The organism is Tardiphaga sp. 813_E8_N1_3, assembly GCF_051811025.1.
GTDB lineage: Bacteria > Pseudomonadota > Alphaproteobacteria > Rhizobiales > Xanthobacteraceae > Tardiphaga.
In genome coordinates this window covers 1,015,155-1,041,279 of record NZ_JBPWQE010000001.1, presented here as the reverse complement: position 1 = coordinate 1,041,279, position 26,125 = coordinate 1,015,155, and the positions used below count along the sequence as shown (strand labels likewise).

General features: G+C 62.1%; 22 protein-coding genes and 1 pseudogene. 9 read left to right on the top strand and 14 right to left on the bottom strand.

Going from position 1 to position 26,125, the window contains the following annotated elements:
• Positions 1–18 precede the first annotated feature (18 nt).
• The 7 genes from AB8A33_RS04915 to AB8A33_RS04885 all read right to left on the bottom strand — a co-directional run bounded on the left by AB8A33_RS04915 (position 19) and on the right by AB8A33_RS04885 (position 6,571).
• The gene (locus AB8A33_RS04915; RefSeq protein ID WP_439091752.1) at positions 19–732 is read right to left on the bottom strand and encodes an ABC transporter ATP-binding protein; all 714 of its coding nucleotides are present in this window, start codon (positions 730–732) and stop codon (positions 19–21) included.
• Positions 725–1,441 carry an ATP-binding cassette domain-containing protein gene (locus AB8A33_RS04910; RefSeq protein ID WP_439091751.1) on the bottom strand — a complete coding sequence of 239 codons (717 nt, stop codon included), beginning with the start codon at positions 1,439–1,441 and terminating at the stop codon, positions 725–727. Before AB8A33_RS04910 ends, AB8A33_RS04915 begins: the two co-directional genes overlap by 8 nt.
• A complete protein-coding gene (locus AB8A33_RS04905; protein ID WP_439091750.1) occupies positions 1,441–2,505 on the bottom strand; it encodes a branched-chain amino acid ABC transporter permease in 1,065 nt (354 codons plus the stop codon). Before AB8A33_RS04905 ends, AB8A33_RS04910 begins: the two co-directional genes overlap by 1 nt.
• 13 nt (positions 2,506–2,518) lie before the next feature.
• On the bottom strand, positions 2,519–3,391 hold the full coding sequence (locus AB8A33_RS04900) for an ABC transporter permease subunit (RefSeq protein WP_439091748.1): 873 nt from the start codon (positions 3,389–3,391) through the stop codon (positions 2,519–2,521).
• A 107-nt stretch (positions 3,392–3,498) separates the two neighbouring features.
• Positions 3,499–4,737, bottom strand: coding sequence for an urea ABC transporter substrate-binding protein (locus AB8A33_RS04895; RefSeq protein WP_439091746.1), 1,239 nt, complete (start codon positions 4,735–4,737; stop codon positions 3,499–3,501).
• A gap of 11 nt (positions 4,738–4,748) precedes the next feature.
• Positions 4,749–5,414, bottom strand: coding sequence for an ANTAR domain-containing response regulator (locus AB8A33_RS04890; RefSeq protein WP_439091744.1), 666 nt, complete (start codon positions 5,412–5,414; stop codon positions 4,749–4,751).
• Positions 5,411–6,571, bottom strand: coding sequence for a transporter substrate-binding domain-containing protein (locus AB8A33_RS04885; RefSeq protein WP_439091742.1), 1,161 nt, complete (start codon positions 6,569–6,571; stop codon positions 5,411–5,413). Before AB8A33_RS04885 ends, AB8A33_RS04890 begins: the two co-directional genes overlap by 4 nt.
• 305 nt (positions 6,572–6,876) lie before the next feature.
• Between AB8A33_RS04885 and AB8A33_RS04880 the strand changes: the two are divergent.
• Positions 6,877–7,372, top strand: a pseudogene (locus AB8A33_RS04880) (amino acid ABC transporter ATP-binding protein); the annotation flags it as partial.
• 98 nt (positions 7,373–7,470) lie between these two features.
• On the opposite strand, the gene AB8A33_RS04875 reads toward AB8A33_RS04880, so the two are convergent.
• Both AB8A33_RS04875 and AB8A33_RS04870 read right to left on the bottom strand, forming a co-directional pair.
• Positions 7,471–8,844 (bottom strand): NAD(P)/FAD-dependent oxidoreductase, encoded by a 1,374-nt coding sequence (locus tag AB8A33_RS04875; protein WP_439091740.1) that lies wholly within the window; start codon positions 8,842–8,844, stop codon positions 7,471–7,473.
• 25 nt (positions 8,845–8,869) lie between these two features.
• Complete coding sequence (locus tag AB8A33_RS04870; RefSeq protein ID WP_439091738.1) at positions 8,870–9,268, bottom strand: nuclear transport factor 2 family protein; 399 nt, start codon at positions 9,266–9,268, stop codon at positions 8,870–8,872.
• A gap of 230 nt (positions 9,269–9,498) precedes the next feature.
• Here AB8A33_RS04870 and AB8A33_RS04865 point away from each other — a divergent pair, with 230 nt between their 5' ends.
• Positions 9,499–10,281 (top strand): sulfite exporter TauE/SafE family protein, encoded by a 783-nt coding sequence (locus AB8A33_RS04865; RefSeq protein WP_439091736.1) that lies wholly within the window; start codon positions 9,499–9,501, stop codon positions 10,279–10,281.
• Positions 10,282–10,340: 59 nt separating this feature from the next.
• Here the strand turns inward: AB8A33_RS04865 and AB8A33_RS04860 are convergent, their stop codons facing one another.
• On the bottom strand, positions 10,341–11,888 hold the full coding sequence (locus AB8A33_RS04860; RefSeq protein WP_439091734.1) for a PLP-dependent aminotransferase family protein: 1,548 nt from the start codon (positions 11,886–11,888) through the stop codon (positions 10,341–10,343).
• A gap of 247 nt (positions 11,889–12,135) precedes the next feature.
• Here AB8A33_RS04860 and AB8A33_RS04855 point away from each other — a divergent pair, with 247 nt between their 5' ends.
• The 7 genes from AB8A33_RS04855 to AB8A33_RS04825 are packed head-to-tail and all read left to right on the top strand — an operon-like array spanning position 12,136 to position 20,374.
• Positions 12,136–13,782, top strand: coding sequence for an amidohydrolase (locus tag AB8A33_RS04855; RefSeq protein ID WP_439091733.1), 1,647 nt, complete (start codon positions 12,136–12,138; stop codon positions 13,780–13,782).
• Complete coding sequence (locus AB8A33_RS04850) at positions 13,779–14,780, top strand: CobW family GTP-binding protein (protein WP_439091732.1); 1,002 nt, start codon at positions 13,779–13,781, stop codon at positions 14,778–14,780. Before AB8A33_RS04855 ends, AB8A33_RS04850 begins: the two co-directional genes overlap by 4 nt.
• Positions 14,781–14,796: 16 nt before the next feature.
• On the top strand, positions 14,797–16,425 hold the full coding sequence (locus AB8A33_RS04845; RefSeq protein ID WP_439091731.1) for an ABC transporter substrate-binding protein: 1,629 nt from the start codon (positions 14,797–14,799) through the stop codon (positions 16,423–16,425).
• Between the two features lie 33 nt (positions 16,426–16,458).
• Positions 16,459–17,436: an ABC transporter permease gene (locus tag AB8A33_RS04840; RefSeq protein WP_439091730.1), complete on the top strand. Its 978-nt coding sequence runs from the start codon at positions 16,459–16,461 to the stop codon at positions 17,434–17,436.
• Positions 17,436–18,338, top strand: coding sequence for an ABC transporter permease (locus AB8A33_RS04835; RefSeq protein ID WP_439091729.1), 903 nt, complete (start codon positions 17,436–17,438; stop codon positions 18,336–18,338). The genes AB8A33_RS04840 and AB8A33_RS04835 overlap by 1 nt, the downstream gene beginning before the upstream one ends.
• 3 nt (positions 18,339–18,341) lie before the next feature.
• The gene (locus tag AB8A33_RS04830) at positions 18,342–19,337 is read left to right on the top strand and encodes an ABC transporter ATP-binding protein (protein WP_439091728.1); all 996 of its coding nucleotides are present in this window, start codon (positions 18,342–18,344) and stop codon (positions 19,335–19,337) included.
• On the top strand, positions 19,334–20,374 hold the full coding sequence (locus tag AB8A33_RS04825) for an ABC transporter ATP-binding protein (protein WP_439091727.1): 1,041 nt from the start codon (positions 19,334–19,336) through the stop codon (positions 20,372–20,374). The genes AB8A33_RS04830 and AB8A33_RS04825 overlap by 4 nt, the downstream gene beginning before the upstream one ends.
• A 263-nt stretch (positions 20,375–20,637) precedes the next feature.
• Here the strand turns inward: AB8A33_RS04825 and AB8A33_RS04820 are convergent, their stop codons facing one another.
• From AB8A33_RS04820 to AB8A33_RS04805, 4 genes are all read right to left on the bottom strand, one after another.
• Positions 20,638–22,053 carry an aldehyde dehydrogenase family protein gene (locus AB8A33_RS04820; protein ID WP_439091725.1) on the bottom strand — a complete coding sequence of 472 codons (1,416 nt, stop codon included), beginning with the start codon at positions 22,051–22,053 and terminating at the stop codon, positions 20,638–20,640.
• 97 nt (positions 22,054–22,150) lie between these two features.
• Positions 22,151–22,921: an SDR family NAD(P)-dependent oxidoreductase gene (locus AB8A33_RS04815; protein WP_439091723.1), complete on the bottom strand. Its 771-nt coding sequence runs from the start codon at positions 22,919–22,921 to the stop codon at positions 22,151–22,153.
• An 86-nt stretch (positions 22,922–23,007) separates the two neighbouring features.
• Positions 23,008–23,976, bottom strand: coding sequence for a Bug family tripartite tricarboxylate transporter substrate binding protein (locus AB8A33_RS04810; protein ID WP_439091721.1), 969 nt, complete (start codon positions 23,974–23,976; stop codon positions 23,008–23,010).
• A gap of 221 nt (positions 23,977–24,197) precedes the next feature.
• Entirely contained in the window at positions 24,198–25,724 is a 1,527-nt protein-coding gene (locus AB8A33_RS04805) for a porin (RefSeq protein ID WP_439091719.1), read from the bottom strand.
• Positions 25,725–26,125 lie beyond the last annotated feature (401 nt).

Here is a 26,125-nt window from a genome sequence, read left to right as displayed (position 1 = left end):
TATGGGCGTGAGATGGTTTCAGACCGCGAGATGGCGGCGCATTTCCACTTGGTCGTCGAGCGCGGCCCGATCGAGGCTTGCGACAATGCGGCCCTTGTCCATCACGTAGCAGCGCTGCGCCATGGCGCGGATCATGTCGAGATTCTGCTCGACCAGGATGATGGTGACGCCAGTGCTGCGGTTGAGTTCGACCATGTTGCGGGCAATGTCCTGGACGATGTTCGGCTGAATGCCTTCAGACGGCTCGTCGAGCAGAATGAGATGGGGATCAGCGATCAACACACGCGCGATGGCGAGTTGCTGCTGCTGGCCGCCGGACATGGTGCCAGCACGTTGGCTCCAGCGTTCGGCGAGGATCGGAAACGCCTCCACGATCCGTCGCCGTCCCTCCTCGGGGATATCACCCTTGATCGCAGCACCGACGGCGATGTTTTCGGCCACCGTCAAACGCGGAAACACGTCGCGCCCCTGTGGCACATAACCCATGCCAAGCCGCGCTCGTTTGTGCGGCGGCAATAACTCGACGGCCTCGCCGTGATAGACAATCGAACCGCTCATCGCCGGCACGAGGCCAATCAGGCTTTTCATCAGCGTCGATTTGCCGACGCCGTTGCGGCCGATCACAGCGACGATCTCGCTCTCCCGCACCTCGATTTCGAGACTCTGCAGCACCGGCTTGCCGCCGTAACCGGCGCGCAAGGCCTGCGTCGAGAGAATAACTTCCTTACGCATGGGCCTGCCCCAGATAGATAGCGGCGACGCGCTCGTCGGCGACGATCTCATCGATCGAACCTTGCGCGAAGACCTGTCCAAGATGCAGCACGGTGACGCGCTGCGCGACCTGGCGCACGAAGGCCATGTCGTGTTCGACCGCCAATACTGTCATGCCGTCCGCATTCAACCGCTGCACCATCTCGCCGGTCTGATGCGTCTCTTCCGGCGACATGCCCGCAGTCGGCTCGTCAAGCAGCAACAGTTGCGGCTTCAGACTGACCGCCATACCGATCTCGAGCCACTGCTTCTGGCCGTGGCTCAAATTTCCGGCGGTCTGCTTCTGCTCAGCTTCGAGGTTAAGGAACGTCAACAGTCGATCGATCTCGCGCACCAGCTCAACGCCGCGATGCGTCCGCTGCAGAGCAATCTCGAGGTTCTGTCGGACAGACAAACCCTTGAATACGCCCGGCACCTGAAACTTAACCGACAGCCCGCGGTGAATGCGCGCGAAGGATTTAAGCGCGGTGATGTTCTCGCCTGCGAACAGGATATCGCCGCTGCCGGGATGGTGTTCGCCCAGGATCAACCTAAATAGCGTACTCTTCCCCGCACCGTTAGGACCGATCAGGCAGTGGATTTCACCCGCTTCAAGCACAAGATCGACCGAATTGGTGACGTGCAAGCCGCCGAAATGTTTGTTGAGTCCGCGGAGCTCGAGAAGCGCCATCAGACGTCTCCCTTGTTGCGGCGCGCGGCGAGCCGGGAAATCAGATTCATGGCACCGAGCACGAGCCCGTTCGGCGCGATCAGCACGGTCAGCACGAGCAGCACGCCCATGAACACCAGCGCGTACTGGCTGCCGTAAATGGTCAGGGCCTGAAAGGCCGCGAGCACCACCAGCGTGCCGATCACGGTCGACGTGAGATCGCTGCGGCCACCGACTGCGACCCAGATCAGCGGCAGCGCGGCCGCGGTCATGCCCATACTCGACGGCGTGATGTACTGACCCCACACCGTGTAAAGCACGCCGGAAATACCCGCGAGCGCCGCTCCAATTACGAAGGTGATGAGCTGATATTTGCGCACGTCGTAGCCCAGCATCTCCGCGCGCTCCGGATTCTCGCGGATAGCAACAATGACATTGCCAAACGAAGAGTTCATCAGGATGCGCAGGCCGAGATAGACCAGCAGCAGCAATCCCAGCACGGCGTAATAGAGCCCGATGTCGGCAAACAGCACGATGTCGCCACCGGGCCATGGGATCGTCAGCGGCGGCATCGCGCTCATGCCGTTAAACCCGTTGAGACGCGCCGCGCCGATGCGCCACTCCGGGCCCGCGGTCTGGGCCATGAAGCGCTCCAACATCAGCGTCACCGCCAGCGTGACGATACCGAGGAAGACGCCGGCGATGCGGCCGAAGAACATGAAATAGCCGAGCAGCAACGCAAACAGCGCGGCGATTACGACCGCCAGCACCAGCGCGACCAGGGTGAAGCCATAAGCCGAGCCGAAATTGAGGGTGAGGATGCCGTAGCTATAACCGGCAATACCAAAAAACGCGGTCTGCCCGAACGAGAGCGAACCGCCATAGCCCCAGATCACACACAGGCTGAGCGCGATGAACACCCAGACGAAGAAATACACGGTATTGCCGACCGTATAGCCGTCGCTGAACAGCGGATAGGCGCAGGCAATCGCGAACACGATGGCGAACGTAATCCAGAACGCCGGACCACGACCCACAGTCTGCGGGCCTTCGAGGCGGCGGAGGAAACCAGGCAAACCGTTCACAGCTGCGGATCCTTCAGGTTCGTTCGCGCAGCAGGAAGCCGGAGATGCCCTTCGGCAGGACCCGGACAACGATGATCACGGCGACCAGCAGACCGATCTGACCAAACAATTGTCCCTGCCAGGAGGTCATCACCGACTTCACCACCGCGAGGATCGCGCCAGCCGGTGCAGTACCGAGGAACACGTCGGCGCCGCCAATCACCACGGTGACGAAGGCTTCCATGATGAAGGTGGCGCCCATGGTCGGCACCAGCGTCATGGTGGGCGCATACAGGCCACCCGCAAGACCGGCGAGCCCGGCACCGCAGGCAAAGGTGAGGCTGTAAATCAGGCGCGTATCAGTGCCGAGAGCCGCGGCCATGTGCGGCACCTGGATGGTGGCACGGGCAAGCACGCCGAAACGGGTCCAATTAAACAACATATAGAGACCGCCGAGCACGCCGAGCGCGGAGGCGAACAGCACGAGGCGGTAAATGGAGTAAGAATACTCGCCAACCTGAAAACTGCCGAACGGAGTTCCGACGCCGGCCATGCTCGAGCCCACCATGATCAACGTCCCCTGGGTCGCAATCAGACTCAGGCCCCAGGTTGCCACGATGGTATCGAGCGGCCGGTCATAAAGATGGCGGATCACCACGAGTTCGACCAGCGCGCCGACCAACGCGGCGACGATGGCGCCCGTCATGATCGCCAGCGGCAGCGGCAGGCCGATATGGGTGGTGGAAGCCGTGACGTAAGCGCCGCACATGATGAACTCGCCATGGGCGAGATTGATCACGCCCATCATACCGAAGATCACCGCGAGCCCACATGCCGACAGCACGAGAAAAGCGAAAGCATCGCCGAATTGATAGAGCGCCGAGAATATATGCGTTGCGATGTCCATGAACCAACCAGGGTAATGCAAATTCGAAATGCGATGGAAGTTTCAACCCTTCGAGAACACCGCCCCGGTAGGCAGAATTACCAGCCGGGGCGGCGTCGACGCCGAGATCAGGGTTTTGGCGGCGGATTCGACGGCGTGTACTGTGCCATAGGATCCTTCTTGGTCAGATCGCAACCTGCATCACCGAGCCAGTAGGGCTTGATACCCTCCCAGACTTTCGGAAACGAGATCGAGTGATCGGCTCCAACTTTGGCGAGATAAATGGTATGCGACATGTGCTGGCTCTTCGGGTCGATACAGACCTTGCCCTCCGGCGCATCCATGCAGACATCACCGACCGCGATCACCTTCCGGATATCTTCCCGCTTGGTCGACTTCGCCCGTTCGACCATCTGCTTGTAGAGATAGACCGCGAGATAGGAATTCTCGGCTTCCTGGTTCACATAGGGCTCGTTAGGGAACTTGGCCTTGAACTTGGCGTAGAATGCCTTGCTGGCCGGAGTATCGATTTCCTCGATATAGTTGGTAGTGACGTACATGTCCTTCAGGCTTGGCGGCTTGAAGCGCTTGTGTTCGTAGCCCTGCCCGACATTGACCGACGAGGCCATCGGCAGATTTACGTTGGCGGATGCCGCCTGCTCGTAATAGGAGGCCTGTGCGGTACCCACCAATAGCGTCACCACAAAATCCGGTTTTGCTTTTTGGATATTCTGGATGCTCTGCGAGAACTGGGATACGCCGAGCGGGATAAACTCCTCGCCGGCCATCTTGCCGCCGTTCTCCTTGACGATGTTGCGCACCCACTCCGCTGAGATTTGGCCGAAATTGTAATCGGCGGCGAGCGTGTAAACGTTCTTGCCGTACTTCTCCATCATGTAGGGAATGAGCGTGGAGAACTGCTGTTCCGGCACTGCACCGGTGACAATCATATGGCCGTCGCAGACGCCGCCTTCGTACTGATTGTTGTAGAATGCGAAGCCGTTGAACTGATCGACGATCGGGCGATAGGCTTCGCGCGAAGCGGACGAGAAGCCAGCGAATACCACGTCGACCTTGTCGCGCTGGAGCACACGCCGCATGAATTCCTGATAGCGCGTGTTGTCGGACTGGGTGTCGTAGGTGACTAGCTCAAGTGGCCGGCCGCCTATACCACCAGCCTTGTTGATCTCCTCGGCCGCGAGCTGGATCGCATGCACTTTACCGATGGTGGCCACCGCAAAATCCCCGGACTGGTCCTCCAGTACCCCGAGCTTGATCGGGGCTTGCGCAGACGCCGCACCTGTCGCGAGAACAAGCGTCCCCGTGAGGGCCACGGCGCGCAGCCCCCGCAACACATTCTTGGTCATGTTGGTGTCTCCTACATCGCTTGCTTGTTGCCGCCTCGCAGCGTGATGCTGGTCGCGCGGCCGGGAATATCGGGCGCATTTGCCCGCCTGCTCAGAAATTCCTCGCAGTAGAGTTCCAGGTTCTGCCGCGCGCGCATGCTCTCGCGGCGAAGCTGGGAATAGGCGTTCTCTTCATCGAGACCGTCTTGCTGCATCAAGAAGATCACCGCGCGGATCACCGCGCGGCGGCTACGACGGCGTTCTTCAAGATCCTGAAGCCGGTCATGCATGTCGCTGCGCAGCATGAACTGGTTGACGCCCATGAACAGTGACGTGTAGACGGCGCCGCCATGGACCGGCTTACGCAGGAAGGACGTCGCGCCGAGATTGACCAGCGCCTTGAGACGGCTCGGCGCCTCGACGCCGACCAGACCAATCACCGGCACCGGCGGCAGGCGCGAAACAGGATTGACCTCGATCGCAACTGCGCCCTCGAGATCGCCGTCGACGAACAGGATATCGCGCTCAGATTGAAGATTGCCGACGTCGATCTGGGCGCGGCCATCAACGATGTCGGGATATTCGGTCGTCACACCAAGTTTGGCGAGAGTAGACTCGAGTGAGCCTTCCTTTCCACCGCGTCCGATGACGACAAGAGCGCGACCGCCTTTAAAATTCTGCAGCAACCGGGATGTCATGACTGCACCACTCTGAGCACGGGAGAGCGCATTGCACTCGCAAAGCGCGGCGACGACTGAACGAGATAGGGATCTGGCGCGATTGGGGTGCGTGCCTCCAGCAGCACTTCGAACTGCCCATTGAGAGTGGAACGGGCGATCCGTGGTGTCAGCCAGGCGTGATAGGTTTGCGGATCGATGCGCACCTCGCCCTGCGGTGCCAGCAGACTCTGGCTGGCGACCGCGGCGCGCACGGCGCGTGCATCGTCGGTTCCCGCCTGCTCTAGCGCCGCAGCCAGAAGCTTGACCGCAATGTAGGATGCTTCCGCATCGGCTGATGACACTGGCCCCTCGGGAAAGGCCTTGGCATAGGCGGCGATGAATGCCGCGTTCGCCGGCGATTCCAGCGAGGAGAAATAGACGCTGGAACTCAAGTGCCCGTCGATAGCCTCGTCGCCAATCTCCGCAAGCTCCGGCTCTGACAGCGTGCAGCTGGCCACCGGAATTTCATTGACTTGATCGATACCGCGCGCGCGGCAGGCCGCACGGAAAGCGCGGAAGAAGGCATAGGCGCTCGTACCGATCAGGTTGTTGAAGACGAAATCGGGACGCTGGTCGAGGATCGCCGATATCACTTGGTCGAATTCGGTATCGCCCACGGACAGGTATCGTTCCGCGACCACAGTGCCTCCACGCGCGGTCAACGCTTCGCGGAAAATGCGATTGTTCTCCCAAGCCCAGATGTAGTTGGAGCCGACGCAGAATGCGCGGGTGCCGACCCGCGAAGCGAGATAGTCGACCAGCGGCAGCACGTGCTGGTTGGGCGATGCTCCGGTGTAGATCACATTGTCCGAACTCTCGAATCCCTCATAGTGCGACGGATACCAGAGCAACCCGTCAAACTTCTCGAAGCAGGGAATGACCTCCTTGCGGCTCGACGACGTATAGCAGCCCAAGACCTGGCGGATGCCGTCGCCAAGCAGCTCCAGACTAAGTGCGCGGTAACGTTCAAGATCGCCCGACGGGTTGACCACGACGGGCTCCAACGTCACCGCACCGTCTGCTTCGGCATTCTCCTGGAACGCCAGCAACGCGCCATTCAGCATCGAGCGCGCGACGACACTGTAAGACCCGGTCGTCGAGAACATTATGCCGATGCGATAGTGCTGCCGCGTCATTAGCCCGATCCAAAACAAAAAAACGCCCGCCGGCTGTGAAGCCGTGGGCGCCCTCGCCACCAACTGGACACGCTTGAATTTGAAGCGCGGTGTTGGAGATGGTTTGAACTTGTAGCGTTACCGGGCAGCTCTGCCCAACGCTTGCAGTTTAAGCTCCCCTAGAACGACCATACTGTCAAGCACGTTGTTACAGCGAGAGTTGCTTCAATTCATGCCTCACTGCAGCAAAACTATGCAGGGCGCCGGGAAGAAATTACTGATTGCACGAGCGCGCCAATGACAGTCGTTCCGTCAGCATTCGTTCAGACGTAGTCCTCCGCGACGTCGGCATGGTATTCTAGCAGTTCAACCTGTTTTCGCATCTGACCGTGCTATAGAACCTCACCATCGCGCCACGCAAAATCCGCGGCGCAACGAGGCAGGAGGCCGACGAGGTCGCGCGCTATTTTCTTGAGCGAGTACGGATCTCCCAACAGGCCGATAAATATCCGAACCAGCTCTCCGGCGGCCAGCAGCAGCGCGTCGCCATCGCGCGTGCGCTGTGCATGAAACCGCAGATCATGCTATTCGACGAGCCTACCTCGGCGCTTGATCCGGAAATGATCCAGGAGGTGCTCGACGTGATGGTTGGCATCGCCCGCGAAGGGATGACAAGAGATGCGCTTCGCGCGCACGGTCGCCGACCGCATGCTGTTCATGGACGCCGGCCGGATCATCGAGGAAGCCGCGCCGGCCGATTTCTTCTCTGATCCGAAGCAGGATCGAACCCATGCATTCCTCAAGCAAATTATGCATCGATGATCGAAGCGTCCACTTCGGCATAAGCGGACATCGATCGTTCCTGCGTGCCCCGTGATCTATGAGCTCACAATCAACGTTTGAGCGACCGCTAGAAAGACCTACGCGGCTTCGTCGCGCGATTGGTAGAGCTTGTAAAGCATGCGCTGCCCGATACGGCGGAACGGCGAGAACGGATGCGTCGGCAGCGGCGAGGTAAAGATCGGCAAATCCTCTCCCTTGAAGCTCTTGCCCGCAATCATCTCGGCCATGCGACGGCCGGCCTGCGCGGAATAAGAGACACCATTGCCGCCATAGCCCAGCGCGTAAAACAGCGTTTGCGACGGATCGGGCCGGAAGATACGCGGCATCATGTCGTGGCTGACATCGACCCAGCCCCACCAAGAGTAGTCGATCTGGATTCCCTTGAGCGTCGGGAATTTGCGGTGCAGTCCGTCGATCAGGAGCTGCAGATGCCGCGGATTGGCAGCGTCCGCTCCGGTAATGGCGCTGCGGCTGCCGATTTGCACGCGGTTATCGGGCAGTCGGCGATAGTAGAAGCGCAGTGTGCGGGTGTCGGTAATGACTTCGGTGGTCTTGAAGCGAGTCTCCTGCAGCTCTGCTTCGGTCAGCGGCCGCGTCACAATCGAGTTGGACATGATCGGCATGCAGCGGCCACGCAGCATCGACGTCAGGCCGAGCGACGTATAGGCGCCGGTCGCAATACCGACGGCGCGGGCACGCACGGTGCCGCCGGGGGTGCGCAAGTGATGCACACCGTTACGGGTGGAGATCTCCAGCACCGGGCTGCCGGGATGCACCTTGGCGCCGAGCTCACGCGCCATGCGCAGATAGCCGAAAGCAAGTTTGGCGGGATGGACGCCAGTGCCCAGCGGCTCATGTACCGCGCCGACGCATTCGGCGTCATTCACGTAGTCGCGACGCACGTCCTCGGCGGACAGCACGCGAGTCTTGTAGCCGAACACCTCGTTCTGCACTTTCGACTCGGCCGCGATCTTCTCGAACATGCGCTGGCGATGCGCGAGATAGAGGTGGCCGCCGCGCTGCGGTTCGCAATCGATATTGCCGGTCTTAATCAAGTCCTCGAAAGTCTCGAACCCGTCCTGGATTTCCGCATGCAGCCGCAGCGCTACATCGCGGCCCCAGCGTGCGATCCACTGCGAGCGCGACAGCCGGCCCGACGCGTTCTGACCCTGCCCGCCATTGCGCGTGCTGCAACCCCAGGCAACGCGATTGGCCTCCAGCACCACAGCCTTGATGCCGAATTCGCGCGCCAGAAAGATCGCACAGGCCAGCCCGGTGTAGCCCGAACCGACGATCGCGACGTCGGCGTCGACGTCGCCCGAAATCGGGCCGTCATCTTCCGGCGGTGTCCCTGCCGTGGCAGCCCAATAAGTCGGGGCGTAGTCGCGGTGGGTACCGGGACCGGGGCACACGAGCGGATCGTAATGCTGGTCGTAGGGAGCAATCGACATCGGCACGACTTCCTTCACGACGCGATCAAGACTTCGCCGGCAGCACCGGTCGATCCTTGCGGAACGCGCTCTTGCGCGAAAGCCTGTCGCCCTTGAAGGTGAAGAGATCGCAGCCTTCGGCCTCGATGCGAGTGCCATTCGCCGCCGTGCCGCGGAAAATCCATTCCGACAGGCCGCGATCGCCGAACACGCTGTGCGACGTACAGATCCAGCTCACGTCCGGCATCCCGCCCCAGACCTTCTCGAACGCCGCCTTCACGTCGGAGGTGCCGATAACGCGGTTGCCATACATCTCTGACCCGACGGCAGTATCGAACACGATATCGTCAGTCATGCAGGCCATCACGCCATCGGCATCGTGACGGTTGAACGCCTCGAACAGCGTAACGAGAAGCTGGTGGCGCTGGGTCTGCTGCTCGGACATTGTAAAGCTCTCTCGATCATTTCAACAACGGTCAGCACCGCGTGCCAGCCATGGGGATGAAACTGCCAGCGGCCATGCCGCGCGATTAGGGCCAGTTGCAGCGAAGCATCTGTCCAGAGCGGAACGGCTCTCGCCGGCGATCTGGCCCAAAGATTGACGCGCACTGGCCCTCCCCGGGCTGGCTGATGTTGCCATGGTGGTGGCATGACGGAGCGACGGACCCACGTGACATGCATGACCTGATGATCGCGATCGGCGATCTCGGCGCGGCGCTGACGCCAAAGCTGGTTCTGCTGTCGATCGCCTCGATCTTCGTCGCTTCCGTGCTGCGCGGCTATACCGGTTTCGGTTTCGCGCTGGCCGCCGTGCCTTTGCTCGGCCTGTTCATGGCCCCCACCGAAGCGGTGCCGGTGGCGATCGGATTGCAGCTCGCCGGCAGCCTGCTCGACTTTCGCAGCGCTTCGAAGACCTGCGACTGGCCCTCGCTGCGCTGGCTGATAATCGGCGCGCTGGTCGGCTCGCCGCTTGGAACCCTGATCCTGAGCGAGATACCGGCATCGATATCGCGGCTGGTGATCAGCGCGATCACGCTGCTCGCGGTTTTCGCGCTCGGCCGCGGCTTTCAGCTGCCCGCGGCCCCGCCGCGGCCGGTGACCTCGATCACCGGTTTTTTCTTCGGCCTGTTCAACGGGCTCGCGGCGATGCCCGGGCCGCCGGTGGTGGCCTATTACATGTCGTTGCCGATGCCGCGCCGGGCGGCACGTGCGTCGCTGATGGCGTTCTTCCTGATGACTTCTATCACGGCCACCGTGAGCTTCGTCAGCGTCGGCCTGATGACTGTGCACACCATCGGATTGTCGCTGCTCGGCCTACCGGTGATGTGGCTCGGCACCAGGCTCGGCGAACTGGCGTTCCGGCATGGCGATGACTCACGGCATCGCCAGGTCTCGATCGCCAGCCTCGGCGTGATCGCCCTTGTCAGCGCGATCAAAGGCGTCAGCGAACTGACCTGAGCTCATCATTCGAGCAAGACAAATGCGGAAAGCCCGCCTCCGCGTTTCGGAACACGCTCTTAGCTCATCCGCGCGATAATCCGCCCAAGGCGCTCGATACCGGGCTCGATGCGATCGTTCCGGATCGACGAGAAGCCGAGGCGGAAGCAGTTGGCGTGCGTCCCCCTGGTCATCGAGAACACGTCGCCGGGTTCGATCACCACGCCCTCCTCGCGCGCGGCCATCGCCAGTTCCGTGGTGTCGCATCCTATCGGGCAGGTCACCCAGAAGCTGGTGCTGCCGACGCCGCGCACGAAACTGCAATTGCCGAGATGCTGCGGCAGCAGCTGGTCGAGAATACGGGCGCGCTCCAGCAACACGCGCAACACCCGCTGCAGATGCGAGCGATAATGCCCGAGCCCGATGAACAACGCCGCCACGCGCTGATTGTTCAGCGGCGGATGCCGCAGCATCAGGCGCCGCAATGCGCGGAGTTCGCGGATCACCGGCGCAGGCGCCGTGACGTAGCCAAGTCGCAATCCGGGCGCCAGCGCCTTCGAGAGGCTGCCGACATAGAGCACCCGATCGTTGCGATCGAGGCTCATCAGCGGCGGGAGTGCCGGCCCCTCGGACATCAGTTCGCTCTCGTAATCGTCCTCGATCAGCACGATGTCGCGCTGCTGCGCCTTACGCAGCAGTTCGAGACGGCGCTGCTCGGGCATCACAGCGGTCGTCGGGCATTGGTGACCGGCGGTCACATAAGCCAGATCACAGCTCTCGAAGCGGGCATCCGGCACCATGCCATCGGCATCGACCGTAAGAGGCACTATGTTGTCGGTCTGCATCCCGAAGATATGGCGGGCGTCAGGATATCCGGGATCTTCCATCCCGACCCGGGTGCCCGGTTTCATGAACAATCGTGCGATCAGATACAGCGCATGCTGGGCGCCAATGGTCATCATGATCTCGTCCGGCCGCGCACGAATTCCGCGACGTGGCAGCACCTGCAGGCGAAGCTGCTCAATCAAGGCCGGATCGTCCTCGTCGATCAGATCGCGGGCCCAGTTATTGATTTCGGGAACGCTGAGCGCCGCGCGCGCACTTTCGCGCCAATCATTGGTCGGAAACAGGCTTGGATCGAACTGACCAAAGATGAACGGATACGGGTAGTCCTGCCAGTTGAGCGGTTTGACGATATTGCGGTTGGTCGATGGCCTGACCGCAAAGCGCTGAGCCCAGCGCGCCACGCCTGCATCATCGTCCGGCGCCGGACGCGCCTCCCGCTGGGTGCCCAGATGCTTGGGCAGACCGGCAACATAAAACCCGCTGCGTTCGCGCGAGACGAGAAAATTCTGATCGACCAGCTGTTCGTAGGCAATCACGACTGTATTGCGCGACACTTCGAGCAAAGTTGCCAGTTCGCGGCTCGATGGCATGCGCACGCCAAGCGCCAGACGCCCTTCCTCGATCGCCGTGCAGATCAGCTGACGGATCTGAAGCTGCAGAAAAGATCCGCGCCGGTCCAGGCCCTGAAACAGCGAGCCCCAGAACAATGCATCTCCCATCGCCGATATTGCAGGACGACCTTCTACCTCAGCAGACTTGATCGAACCCCTGGGATCACCCATCGTTCACTCCACATTCGTCCCGGCTATGACGGCGCAGCCCGCCCCGGATTTGAGCTCATGACTAAACAACAGGCCAAGCGCGAGGCTACGCGAGACACCAAGCGACAGACTAAGCAAAAGCCGCGCCAAGGTGGCCGGTACGGCACTGGCCCCATTCGTCCATCCGATCTGGCGCTGGCTACGCGCGGTATCAGGCCTCACGCTTCCAGGGCTCACGCTTCGATGACGAAATTTTGAGGGTGGTCCATTGAGTCAGGATACGGTTGTTTTCTCGGCCCGCAAGATCATAACGATGAACCCGTCGCGGCCATCGGCGACCCATGTCGCGGTGCGGGATGGACGGATTGTCGCGGTCGGCAGCATCGACGAGATCGTCGGCACCAATGGCCGCAAAGTCGACGACCGCTTCAAGGACAAGGTGCTTCTGCCCGGCTTCGTCGAAGGGCACAGCCACATCATGGAAGGCATGATGTGGTCGCTTCCCTATGTCGGCGCCTTCGATCGCCGCTCGCCATCAGGCAAACTGGTCGGCGGCCTTGCGGATATCGACGCCATCGTGGCCCGGCTGCAGGAAGCCGAGGCAGCGATGACCGATCCCGAGGCACCGCTGTTCGCTTGGGGCTTTGATCCCCTGCATATCGGCAGCGTATCGCTGACCCGACAGGACCTCGATCGCGTCTCCACGACGCGGCCTATCATGGTCGTTCATGCCTCGTTTCACATCAGCAATGTCAACACCATCGTCCTGAAGCGCGCCGAACTCGACCGCACCACCAACATTTCAGGTGTGGTGATGGGCAAGGACGGCGAACCCTCGGGTGAAGTCCAGGGCATCGCGGCACGCTTCCGCGTGTTCCGCGTGCTCGGCAGCAATCCTTTGTCCGGCAATCTCACTGCCGACGACGTCAACCGCTATGCATCGTCCTGCTGTATCCAGGGTGTCACCACGGTCACCGACCTGCACAACGATCTCGTCGAGCAGACCATCGAGGTCTATCGCGCCGCCAGTCGCCGCGACGAATTTTCCGTGCGGCTGGTGCCGGCGCTGGCATCGGTGTCGCACAGCCCGGAACAGGGCGTCGAGAAGATCAAGGCGCTGAGGGCATCCAATACCGACAAACTACATTTCGGCATCGTCAAGTTGGTCGTCGATGGCTCGATCCAGGGCTTCACCGCGCGACTGCGCTGGCCCGGCTATCACAATGGCGCCCCTAACGGTCTGTGGTACATCGCGCCGGAGGAACTGCCCGGCATCGTGGCTGCCTATCATAATGCCGGCATCCAGTTGCACATCCACACCAATGGCGACGAAGCGACCGAGGTCGCGATCGATGCCATCGAGGCTGCCCAGATCGCGCGGCCGCTCCCGGACCACCGTCACACGCTGCAGCACTGCCAGATGGCCGACGCCGCGCAGTTCAAGCGCATGAAGGCGCTCGGCATCTGCGTCAATCTGTTCTCCAATCACCTGTATTACTGGGGCGACTCGCACTACGACCTGACCATGGGACCGGAGCGCGCTGGACGGCTCGACGCCACCGCCACCGCACAGCGTTTAGGTGTGCCCTTCGCCATTCATTCCGATGCGCCGGTGACGCCGCTCAGCCCGCTGTTCACCGCGTGGTGCGCGGTCAACCGCATCTCGTCGGGCGGCCGCGTGCTGGGCGCTGACACCGAAGCGCTGACCGCCGAACAGGCGCTCGCAGCGATCACGATCAACGCTGCCTATACGCTGAAGCTCGATCACGTGGTCGGCAGCATCGAGGCCGGCAAATATGCCGACTTCGCAGTGCTCGACGACAATCCGCTGGAGGTCGCCCCGGAGACCATCAAGGATATTGCCGTGTGGGGCACCGTCGTCGGCGGCGTCGTGCGGGAGGCGCCACGGGCATGACAACACCGGCGCATGCAAAAATGCCCGTGACGGTGGTCGGCGGCTTTCTCGGCGCCGGCAAGACGACCTATCTCAATCATCTGCTGCGCACCGGTACGGCCCGTTACGCCGTGCTGGTCAACGACTTCGGCGCGGTCAATATCGATGCCGGCCTGGTCGCACAGCATGACGGCACCACCATGACGCTGACCAATGGCTGCGTCTGCTGCAGCATCGGCGACGGCTTTCTGACGACCCTGGGCCGGATACTCGACGACAAAATTCCGTTCGACCACATTATCATCGAAGCCTCGGGCGTCGGCGATCCCTGGCGCATCGCCGAGATCGCGCTGGTGGAGCCGAGCCTGCGTCTCAATGCCGTAATCGTGGTGACCGATGCTTCGCGCATCGCCGCATTGCTGGCGGATGCACGGGTCGGCGACACCGCGCGCAATCAGTTCGAGCGTTGCAATCTGGTGCTGCTCAACAAAGTCGACCTGCTCAGTCGCGCTGCCGTCGATGCCGCGCGTGCGGACGTCGCAACGCTTCGGCCGGGCGTCCAGATCATCGAGACCACCGAACATACGCTGCCTGATCTACCGAGCGGCGAATTCAAGCCGGCATCGCGCTTTGCTGCAATCGCAGCCGAGACTCGCGCCGATCATGAGCGGGTTTTCCGCCGCTGGTCGTATCGGCGCAGTGGAGCGTTCGATCGCGCGAAACTGGAATACGCGCTCGCGACGCTGCCACCTCAACTGCTGCGCCTGAAGGGCCCGTGCCTCATCGACAACGAAAATTCGGCATCGCTGCTGCAAATGGTCGGACAGAACTGGGCACTGACGCATGCCCCGAATGACATGTCCCGACAAAGTGACATCATGCTGGTCGGCGTCGGCACCGACGCCCTGCCCGATACCGGCGCGCTCGACGCCATTCTCGATGCCGCGCTGATCGACGTTTCACCAACACTCCCGACAACGGCGGGCTTCAACCGCCGGCAAGATACATTCACCCTCTGAGAGAAGGACCGTCTCCATGTCTCCGATCTGGTCTCGACAACCGCATTCGCTGAAAGCCTCTCTTCTGATTTGCGCCCTTGGCGTCGCCATCGCCGCCAGCACGGTCATCCCGAGCGTGAAGCCGGCGCTCGCCGCCGATGGCGGCACGCTGGTGATCGCCTCCTCGCAGGTCCCGCGCCATTTCAACGGCGCCGTGCAGTCCGGCGTCGCAACCGCGATGCCAAGCACACAGATTTTCGCCAGCCCTCTGCGTTACGACGACAACTGGAATCCGAAGCCTTATCTCGCCAAGTCGTGGGAGGTGGCGCCGGACGGCCTGTCGGTGACGTTGAAGCTGGTCGACAATGCCTTGTTCCATGACGGCAAGCCGGTGACGTCGGAGGACGTCGCGTTCTCGATCATGACCATCAAGGCCAACCACCCGTTCCAGACCATGCTGGCCGCGGTGGACAAGGTCGATACGCCAGACCCGCTCACCGCCGTCATTCGCCTGAAGCATCCGCATCCGGCGCTGCTGCTGGCGATGTCGCCGGCGTTGATGCCGATCATGCCGAAACATGTCTATGGCGACGGACAGGACATCAAGTCCCACCCGGCCAATCTGAAGCCGGTCGGCTCGGGCCCCTATCGGCTCACCGACTACAAGCAGGGCGAATATTACACGCTCGAGAAGTTCGACAAGTTCTTCATTGCCGGCAAGCCCAAGCTCGACAAGATCGTCGTCAAGCTGATCTCCGACGCTAACGCTGCCGTGGTTTCTCTGGAGCGCGGCGACGTCAATGCGCTTCCCTTCATCACCGCCGTCCGCGACATCGAACGCCTCGAAAAGATGCCGAGCGTGTCGATCACCAACAAGGGCTTCGCCGGTGTCGGCCCGATCAACTGGCTCGCCTTCAACACCAAGAAGAAGCCGCTCGACGACGTGCGCGTGCGCCAGGCGATCGCTTTTGCCGCCAATCGTGAATTCATCACAAGCAAGCTGATGAGCGGAAAGGCCACCATCGCCACCAGTCCGATCGCACCGGGGTCGCCGCTCGATGAGCCCGGCGTCGAGATGTACAAACTCGATCTCGCCAAATCGCAGAAGCTGCTCGACGATGCTGGCTATCCGAAGAAGGCGGATGGCTCGCGCATGACGCTGACCATCGACTACATCCCCGGCGCCGACGAGCAGCAGCGCAATGTCGCCGAATATCTGCGCTCGCAACTCAAGCGCGCCGGCATCAATCTCGATGTCCGCGCCGCCTCCGACTTCCCGACCTGGGCGCAGCGCATCTCGAATTTCGACTTCGACCTCACCATGGACACCGTCTTCAACTGGGGCGACCCGGTGATCGGCGTCGATCGCACCTATCTCTCCAGCAATATCCGCAAGGGCATCATCTGGTCGAACACCCAGCAATACAGCAACCCGAAGGTCGACGAGCTGCTCACCAAGGCCGCGCAGGAAACCTCGCCGGATAAGCGTAAGGCGCTCTATTCTGAATTCCAAAAGATCGTCGTCACCGACGTGCCGATCTATTTCGTCAACGCGACGCCTTACTACAACGCCTTCAGCAAAGGCCTCGGCGGTCTGCCGACGACGATCTGGGGCATGATGTCGCCGCTCGACGAACTGTACTGGGAAATCCCGCCGAAGACCTGATGGTCTGAGGCTTCATCACGACGGTCCAGCATCATGAATCTCGCGATCCACGTCCTGCGACAGTTGGCCAATGCGTTTGGCCTTCTGCTCGCCGTGCTGGTCCTCAATTTCTGTCTCATCCACGCCGCTCCCGGCGATCCCGCATTGGTGATCGCCGGCGAGATGGGCGGCGCCTCGGCCGACGTGGTCGCTGCGCTGCGCGAGAAATACGGCCTCGACAAGAGCCTGCTCGAACAGCTTTTCACCTATGTCGGCAAGGTCGCCACCGGCGACTTCGGCTATTCCTATTATTTCAACGAGCCCGTACTGACGCTGATCGGTCAGCGCATTCCCGCGACGCTCTATCTGGTGCTGTCGGCCCTCGCGATCTCGGTGGTGATCGGCACCCTGCTCGGCATCATCAGCGCCCGCAAGCCGAACGGATGGTTCAGCCAGGGCGTCACGGTGATCTCGCTTGCCGGCTATGCCGCGCCGGTGTTCTGGACCGGCCTGATGCTGCTCCTGCTGTTCGGCTCGGTGTGGCCGATCCTTCCGGTCAGCGGTATGACCGATGTCGCGCGACCGAAGGCCGGCTTTGCCTATCTGTTCGACGTCTTGAAGCATCTGGTGCTGCCGGCCACCACGCTCGCCCTCGTGTTCATCGCGCAATATAGCCGGCTTGCCCGCGTCAACATGATCGACGCGTTGACGGCCGACTATGTCCGCACCGCCCGCGCCAAGGGCCTGCCGGAAATCATCGTCATCGGCAAACATGCGCTACGCAATACGCTGATCCCGATCGTGACCATTGCGGGCCTGCAATTCGGCCACCTGTTCGCCGGCGCCGTGCTGGTCGAAACCGTCTTCAGCTGGCCCGGCATGGGACGCCTGGTCTACGACTCCATCCTGCGGCGCGATTATCCGACGCTGCTCGCGGTGCTGTTCTTCTCGGCGGTGCTCGTCATGGCCGCCAATATCATCACTGATCTGGTCTATCGTCTGGTCGATCCACGCATCCGCTTGGGGGCATAATGATTACGATAGAAGCCACCGCGACGAGGCCCGACAAGGCGGAGCTTCCCGCCCGCGCAGCGACCTCGCCGGCCATGCTCGCACTCCGGCAGTTTTGCCGCAGCCCCGCAGGCGTCGTCGGCGCCGTGGTGCTGCTGATGATCGTGCTGGCAACGGTGTTCGGGCCCATGATCTACGGCGTCGATCCGCTCGACATCGCCGGTGCGCCGTTTGCACCGCCGGACGCCGACACCTGGCTCGGCACCGATTATCTCGGCCGCGACATCCTCGCCGGCCTGCTGCAGGGCGGCCGCGCCACGCTGACCGTGGGCGGCGTTGCCGCGGTGATCACCATCACCATCGGCGTCACCATCGGCTCGATCGCCGGCTTCTTCGGCGGCCGCATCGATACCGCGCTGGTCAAGGTCACGGAATTCTTCCAGATCCTACCAGCGCTGCTGTTCGCCATGGTGCTGGTCACTCTGTTTGGGCAGACGCTGGCCACCGTCACCATCGCCATCGGTGTCGTCAGCTGGCCTGCGGCGGCGCGGCTGACGCGCGCGGAATTCATGCGGCTGCGCAATCTCGATTTCGTCAAGGCGTCGCGCGCCGCAGGCGCCGGCAACGGCCATCTCATCCTGAAGGTGGTGCTGCCGAATGCATTGCCGCCCATCATCGTCTCAGCGACGCTTGCCATCGGCGTCGCCATCCTGTTCGAGGGCGGATTGAGCTTCCTCGGTCTCGGCGATCCCAACACCATGAGCTGGGGCCTGATGCTCGGCCAGAACCGCAATTACGTGCTTAACGCGTGGTGGACAGTGACCTTCCCGGGCCTCGCCATTTTCGTCGCCGTGCTCGCCATCAGCATGATCGGCGACGGCGTCAACGACGCCATCAATCCGCGCCTGCGAAAGCGAGGCTGAGCCATGACGCCTGTTCTTTCGGTCCAGAATCTCAGCGTGTCGCTGAATGGCAGCAACGGCCCGGTGCCCGTGCTGGAAAACCTCTCCTTCGATGTCGCGCAGGGCAAGACCATGGCGCTGGTCGGCGAATCCGGTTGCGGCAAGAGCATGACGGCGCTGGCGATCATGCAGCTGTTGCCCGAGGATTTTCGCGTCACCTCCGGCAGCATCCGGCTCGATGGCGAGGACGTGTTGCTGGTATCTTCCCGCGAGTTGCGTAGCCTGCGCGGCAACAAGATGTCGATGATCTTCCAGGAGCCAATGACCGCACTCAATCCGCTCTATACGGTCGGCGACCAGATCGGCGAGGTGCTGCGCCAGCACCGCGGGCTCAGCCGCCGCGATGCCACCGCACAGGCAATCCAGTTCCTCAAGGCCGTGCAGATCCCGGCTGCCGAGAAGCGCGTCGAGGCCTATCCGCATCAATTGTCCGGCGGCATGCGGCAACGCGTGATGATCGCCATGGCACTCGCCTGCAAGCCCAAGCTCCTGATCGCCGACGAGCCGACCACGGCGCTGGACGTCACCGTGCAGGCGCAGATATTCGATCTGCTCGGCGAATTGCAGGATGACACCGATACGGCCATCGTATTGATCACCCACGATCTCGGCGCCGTTGCCGAACTCGCCGATGATGTCGCCGTGCTCTATGCCGGCCGCTGCATCGAGCAGGGCGCGGCGCATGAGATCATCTCCCATGCGCGCCATCCCTATACGCGCGGGCTGATGGCCTGCGTGCCTCATCTGCAGCTCGGCCGCGCCAGCGACCATGTCCCCGCGGTGCTCGAGGAGATCCCAGGCATGGTGCCGTCGCTCGGTGCGCGTGGCTCGGATTGCGCGTTCCTGCCACGCTGCGCCTTTGTCGGCGACGTCTGCCGCACGCAGCCGCAACCGCCGCTCGACCGCGTCGATGCCAGCGCCGCAGTGTCATGCTGGCGCCATCAGGAGATTGCGCCGTGAGCGATGGATTGAACACATTGCCGCCGTTGGCGCCGAACGACGTCCTGCTCGACGTCAACGATCTCGTGGTTCATTTCCCCGCCGGCCGCCGCGGCATGTTCGGTCCGCCGTCCAAGGTTCACGCCGTCGATGGTGTCAGCTTTCGCGTCCGCCGCGGCACGACCTTCGGCATCGTCGGCGAAAGCGGCTCCGGCAAGTCGACCACCGCGCAGGCGGTGATGCGGCTGATCCCGATGACCTCGGGCCAGATCGTATTCGGCGGCGAAAACATCGCCGACTTCCGCGGTGAGAAGTTGCGGCTCGCCCGCAGAAGATTCCAGATCGTGTTCCAGGATCCGTTCTCGGCACTCGATCCGCGACGACGCGCCGGCGAACTGATCCGCGAGCCACTCGACCTGCTCGGCATCGGCTCGCCGCGCGAACGCGAGGCACGCGTCACGCAATTGCTGGAGGAAGTCGGCCTGCCGCCGCAGGCTGCCGACCTGTTCCCGCATCAATTCTCCGGCGGGCAGCGGCAGCGCCTTTGCATCGCGCGCGCGATGGCGCCGGAACCAGACCTGATCGTCTGTGACGAGGCGGTGTCGGCGCTCGACGTCGCCATTCAGGCACAGATCCTCAATCTGCTGAAGAAGCTGCAGCGCGAACGCGGCCTGACCTATATCTTCATCTCGCACGATCTCGGCGTGATCCAGCATTTTTGCGACGAGATCGCAGTGATGTATCTCGGCCGCATCGTCGAACAGGCCCCGGCACAACTGTTCTTTTCGGCGCCGTCGCATCCCTATAGCTGGTCGTTGATCGCTGCCGCCGCGCCTCCGGGCGCCCTGCGCGATCGGCTGAAGAAGGACTACCTAGTCAAGGGCGATCCGCCGAGCCCGGTCGATCCACCGCCGGGCTGCCGCTTCGCGCAGCGTTGCCCGTTTGCGGTCGAGCCATGCCGCGACGCGCTCCCGACTTTAGAAATCCAGGCCGACGCGCATTACGTTGCCTGCCGCCGGCTCGGCGAAATCGCCCGTCCGGACTTCGGACATTCTTAGACGTCGCTGAACCCGTGCTGTCCGCTTTGCGCCGAGAGCCGCCCTCAGCTCACCTCTAGTCCTTTAGGCCGTATGACTGAACGGGCCACTTTGCGCGGCACGGGCTCAAAGTCGAAGCCCAAATTTCCCCGCGGGAAGAAATGTGCGGCCGCGCGCCAACTTGGAGGAAGCACGCGACCGCGGCGCCGCGAGAGCTATGACAGCCTCGTGGCGGACTAGTTGCGGCGAACCGCTATCGTGTTTTGAGCGCGAAGCCGGCTTCGCTACCCAACGATCGCCTTGACCTCCAGATATTCCTCGAAGCCGAAAACCCCGAACTCGCGCCCATTGCCGGACTGCTTGTATCCTCCGAATGGAAGGCTGCGGTCGAATGCAGCGCCGTTGAGGTAAACACGCCCTGCGCGGATGCGATTGGCGACGGTACGCGCTCGGTTGCGGTCACGCGATTGCACGAAGCCCGCCAGTCCGAACAGCGTATCATTGGCAATCTCGATGGCCTCGTCCTCGCTGTCATAGCTCATGATGGACAGCACGGGCCCGAACACCTCCTCACGCGCGATTCTCATCTGCGACGTCACGTCGCCGAACACCGTGGGGCGAACGTAATATCCGCGATTGAGTCCCGCCGGCCGCCCCGTTCCACCCGCGACCAGAGTCGCGCCCTCGTCGATGCCGGACTGGATCAGGTCTTGCACTTTCCCGAACTGTGCCTGGCTCACCAAAGGCCCCATGGTGGACGCCGGATCGAGCGGATCGCCGAGACGGATGCTGCTAACGGCCTCGCTTGCAGCGGCGAAGGCTGCATCGCGCAGCGCGCGCGGGATCAGCATGCGCGTGGGAGACTGGCAGTTCTGGCCCGCATTCGTGTAGCAGGCGTGTACGCCCTGTATCACAGCAGCTTTCAGATCGGCATCCGGAAGGATGATATTGGCTGATTTGCCGCCCAGCTCCTGCGCGACGCGCTTGACCGAGTCCGCCGCCAGCTTGGCCACCCGGATGCCGGCCGTTGTCGATCCGGTGAATGATACCATGTCGATCTCGGGATGCGCCGCGATTGCCTCGCCCACCGTCGGACCATCACCGTTCACCACATTGAACACACCCGCTGGAAGGCCGGCATTGTGCACGATCTCGGCGAACAGCATGGAGCTCAGCGGTGCGATCTCACTCGGCTTGAGAATGACCGTGCAGCCGGCGGCCAGCGCTGGCGCGACCTTCGAAGCCACCTGGTTCAACGGCCAGTTCCACGGCGTGATCAGGCCGCAGACACCGATCGGCTCGCGGCGAACGACCCCGCCTCCCATCGATTCTTCGAACCTGTAGTCCGCAAGCACGCGCGCAGCTTCCTCGAAATGAAACAGCGCAACGGTCGCCTGGCGTTCTGTCGCAAAGGTGATCGGCGATCCCATCTCCAGCGTCATCATCCGCGCCAGTTCCGGCAGACGTGCCCTGAAACCTTCGATGATCTTTTGAAGATAGGCGAGGCGGTCTTTCACGCTCACTTCCGAATATGTCGCGAAGGCGCGGCGAGCCGCCTGCGCAGCCCGGTCTACATCCTGACGGGAGCCCAGGCTGATCCGCGCGAAGGCCTCCTCCGTCGCGGGATTGAAAATTTCAAGAGTTGACGATGCGGCGGGATCCACCCAGGCACCGTCGATATAGAACTTCAGCTTGTCCATCTTCTCCACCCGTGACGCCCATACGAGGCGTAGCCATTATTTCCGGGGCTCGCCGCCCCGCCGTCGCTGTCTCGCTGCAACTCCCGTCGCCGCGTGCTTAGAGATGCCTGCCCTCGTCCACGGGCACGACGATCCCTGTCGAGCTCGTCAGGTTGACGATGCAGGCCATCACCGCTCTTGCGACATCGTCGGGTGTCGTGATGCGGGCAAGCGGGAGTTTCTCAGCGACCCGCTGCAATTGTTCCCGCGTCCGGCCAGCGACGAAATCCGTATCTACGCCGGCCGGCGAGATGGAAAACACGCGGATTTTGGGTGCAAGCACTTTCGCGAGCGCAATCGTCAGCGCGTCGACACCCGCTTTGGCGGACAGATAAGCAAGACTGCTTCCCAGCCCGGTGCGGGCCGCGATGGACGAAATGTTCACGATAGAAGCGCAGCTGCCGCGTTCCAGTAACGGACGGAAAGCGCGCACCATGGCAAAAGGCCCCCGCAGGTTGATGGTCACGGTGCGGTCGAAGATTTCGTCGGTCAGCGCGTCGAGATCGTTGGCGGGCACAGGCGTCGTGGCGCCTCCACAATTGACCAGCGCATCGAGCCGGCCATACTCCTTCTCCACCCGTGCCGCGGCTTCGGCGATGGAGGATGGATCGTCGATTGCGATGCGCAGAGCGAGATGTCGAGCGCCCCGCAGCCCGCTCACGACATCTTCCGCCAGTTCCTTGCGGCTGTTGTAGCCGACCACGACAGCCGATCCGCCGGCGGCAAGGCGCGCCGCCGTCGCCTTGCCGATCCCGCTGTTGCCGCCGGTGACGAGCGCCACGGCGGGAGTCGATAATGCGGGAACATCGATGCGGATCTCGTCAGTCACTTGATTACTCCCGACCATTAGTCGACGTGCCTGCACTCAGCGCAAGGAGGACAATGCTACACTGCGCCGTGCCGGCCTCGTCCTTGCTACATTGCAATCTTTGCCGCCTCGATCACCGGCCGCCACTTGGCGAGTTCGGCTGCGACGAATGCCTTGAGATCATCCGGCGATCCGCCGACGCCCAGCAATGCGTTCTGCCCGAGAATGGCCTTCCCCTTTTCACTCTGAAGAAAGCTGTTCACGATGCTGTTCAACTTGTTGACGATCTCGGGCGACGTTCCGGTCGGCGCGACCATGGCGTACCACGCGGATGCCTCGAAGCCCTTGAAGCCCGTCTCCTGCACTGTCGGCACGGCCGGCAGTTGCGCGGCACGCTGGCTGGTCGTGACGGCAAGCGCCTGAATTTTTCCAGAGGTGACCAGCGGCACATAGGTCGGCATGAAGTCGATGGCGACATCGATCTGACCGCCGAGCAAATCCGTCATCAGTGGCGATGTACCCCGATACGGCACGTTGGTCATCTTGACGCCGACGGACCTCTGCACCAGTTCCGACGTGATGTGTCCGAGCGTGCCGTTGCCAGGATGTCCCACATTGACCTTGTCGGGGTTCTGCTTCGCATAAGCGATCAGCTCCTCGAACGTCTTCGCCGGAAATTCGGCGCGCGTCGTCACAATGAGCGGAGACTTGGCGACGAGAACGACCGGCGTGAAATCCTTTTCGGAATCATAGGTCATCCCCTTATACATCAGCTTGTTGAGCGCAATCGGCGCAGGCGTGCCGAACAGGAGCGTGTAACCGTCAGCGCTCGCCTTGGCCACGGCGGCACCACCAATGCTGCCGCCTGCCCCCGCACGATTGTCGACAATGAACTGCTTGCCGAGCGCCTCGCTCAGCGCCTGACCAACGGCGCGCGCGAGCGTATCGACGGCGGATCCTGCGGGAAACGGCACGATCATGGTGACCGTCCGCTCCGGCCACCCTTGCGCGACAACACTGTGGATGGGCGTCAGGGCGAGCACGAGACCGCATAGGCCAGCTAACAATGCACGCATGTTTCCTCCGATTTTATGTGCAGGCTGTGCCCGCTTGTTCGGCGCCGTCTTACGCAGCGCTTTCCCTGTTCGATGTCCTACAATCAAACCGCCATCGCGGTTGCGGAATGTGCCGCCGTTCCGCTGTACGGCACGGCTTGCTCACGCTCCTACATGAACAGTCCCCCGGCATGTCTGCCGGGGGGCCTTGTTTTCAACACCGATGCGGTGGTCGATCAGGCTCAGAACGACCGCAGGATCTGAACCGCGCCGTTGTAGAGGTTCTGATCGCGGATGGCGTAAGATGTGCCGGCAGGCTTGCCGACGACGTTGCCGGTGTAGGTGCCACCCAGGCTCTGATCCAGGCGGCTGTAGATGAATTCCGCCGAGAGCGTCAGATTCTGAACGGGCGTCCAAGCTGTTCTGGTGCCGACCTGCGTGGTGGCAAAGTCGAAGTTGTTGGTGGTCCCGGACAGAACGCCGGCGGACGAAGCCGCTGCCGAGGACGAACTGGTGCCGAAGCCCCGCGTTGTCGAGGCGAAGGCTCCTGCCAGCAGAGCGTTACCCGCGTCGCCATAGGAGATGTAGCTGTAATTGGCGAACAGAGAGGTGCGCCACGCCGGGTTCCAGTAATGCTCGAAGAAGCCGCTGACTTCCCAGGCCGAGCTCTGCACGATCTGACCGCCGGGCGCATAGACGCCATCGAGAACGTAGCCGAAGCCGACCGTGTTGCCATCGAACTTGGCGAACCGCCCGCCGCCGAGCGTATCGACGGTGCCCGCGAAGACATATTTCGCGGCGCCCTTGGCGTAGGAGGCTTCCAGCTTGAGGCTGTCGCCCGCGCCGGTGGGCAGGTTCTTGAACTCGACAGCACCACTCACGGCGAAGCCGTAGGCATCGTCAGGGTGGCCCGAGGGTTCATTGGTGTAGTATTGAGCTGTCGCCTGATGCAGGGCTGCGGCGAAATGCAGCGTGCCCCATGTCTGATCGAGGCGCAGGTTGCCGACAACGTCCGGCATATGGTTGCCGCCCGCGGCATTACCGAGGAACGTATTCGATGACGAACCGTAGAATGCACCGGTGAACTGCGAGGCACCGGGCGCCACGATGAACGTGTTCACATTCCACAAGCCGGCATTGCGATAGGGCGAGGCATTCTCGAGCGAGATGGTGCCGGAGACGCCGTTGCCGAACGACGCCGTATAGGCCAGCTGCGGGATGCCAGTCGCGTTGTTGGAGCCCGCGAAGAAACCGGAGGCAATGGTCGGCTTGGCGAGCGCCCATTGCGGGTCGAACTGCGAGACGGCCTTACCGAAGGTGAAACCTCCGAACTGGATGAATGCGAAGTCCACCTCGACGAAGCCGCCGGCGATGCTTTCACGTCCCTGCGCGAAGTCGAAATGAATGTTGGAGAATGTGCGAAGCAGACCATATTCGGTCGCCGTGCGCGTATCGGTGGTCAGCGTCAGCCGCGGCTTGGTGTTGAAGTAATCTTTTGTGTAGAGATTGTTGCCGCCAGCACCGCCGAACCAGTACGGCACGTCATAATTGCTCGCGGCATTGAACGCGGTATCGATGCGAAGTGCACCGCCGATCTTGATGCAGGTGTCGGTGCCCGGGATGTAATAGAAGCCCGCGCCGTAAAGTGAGCAGATCTTCACATATTCGACCGCCTTGGCCTTCACCGGCAGATCGGCTGCATGTGCACCGCCGATCGCGAGAATCCCTGCAGCCGAGCCGAGAACAAGAGTCTTGATAGTCGTCGTCATTATAGCCCTCCGAATTGCCTTCGTTTCCTCAGTTAAATCTTACTTGGCCGCGCATCGCCGGCTCGCATTTGATGTTCGCGAGGGCGTAACACTGTTTTGATGTAAGATATTGATGGGGGGATCGACCTGTCAACGACGGCGACGAATTCCTGACCGATGATGAACGGAGTGTGTCATTCGCGTTGCATTGACGCACAAATGAAGGGCGTCGTTTCGTCTTCGCGAACAACTATCAAAACGCATGCGCACGGCACGTCGGGAACGATGATCGCGAGCTCGCCAACCGAGCTCGTATCGCCTCGCTGCGACATTGCAGGCGATCGCTTTAGTGAGTCGCTCCGCAAAATGGGGCGCGTGCCGCGGCTCACGCACACGCGGTGATATCGTCGGATGTGCAGAGC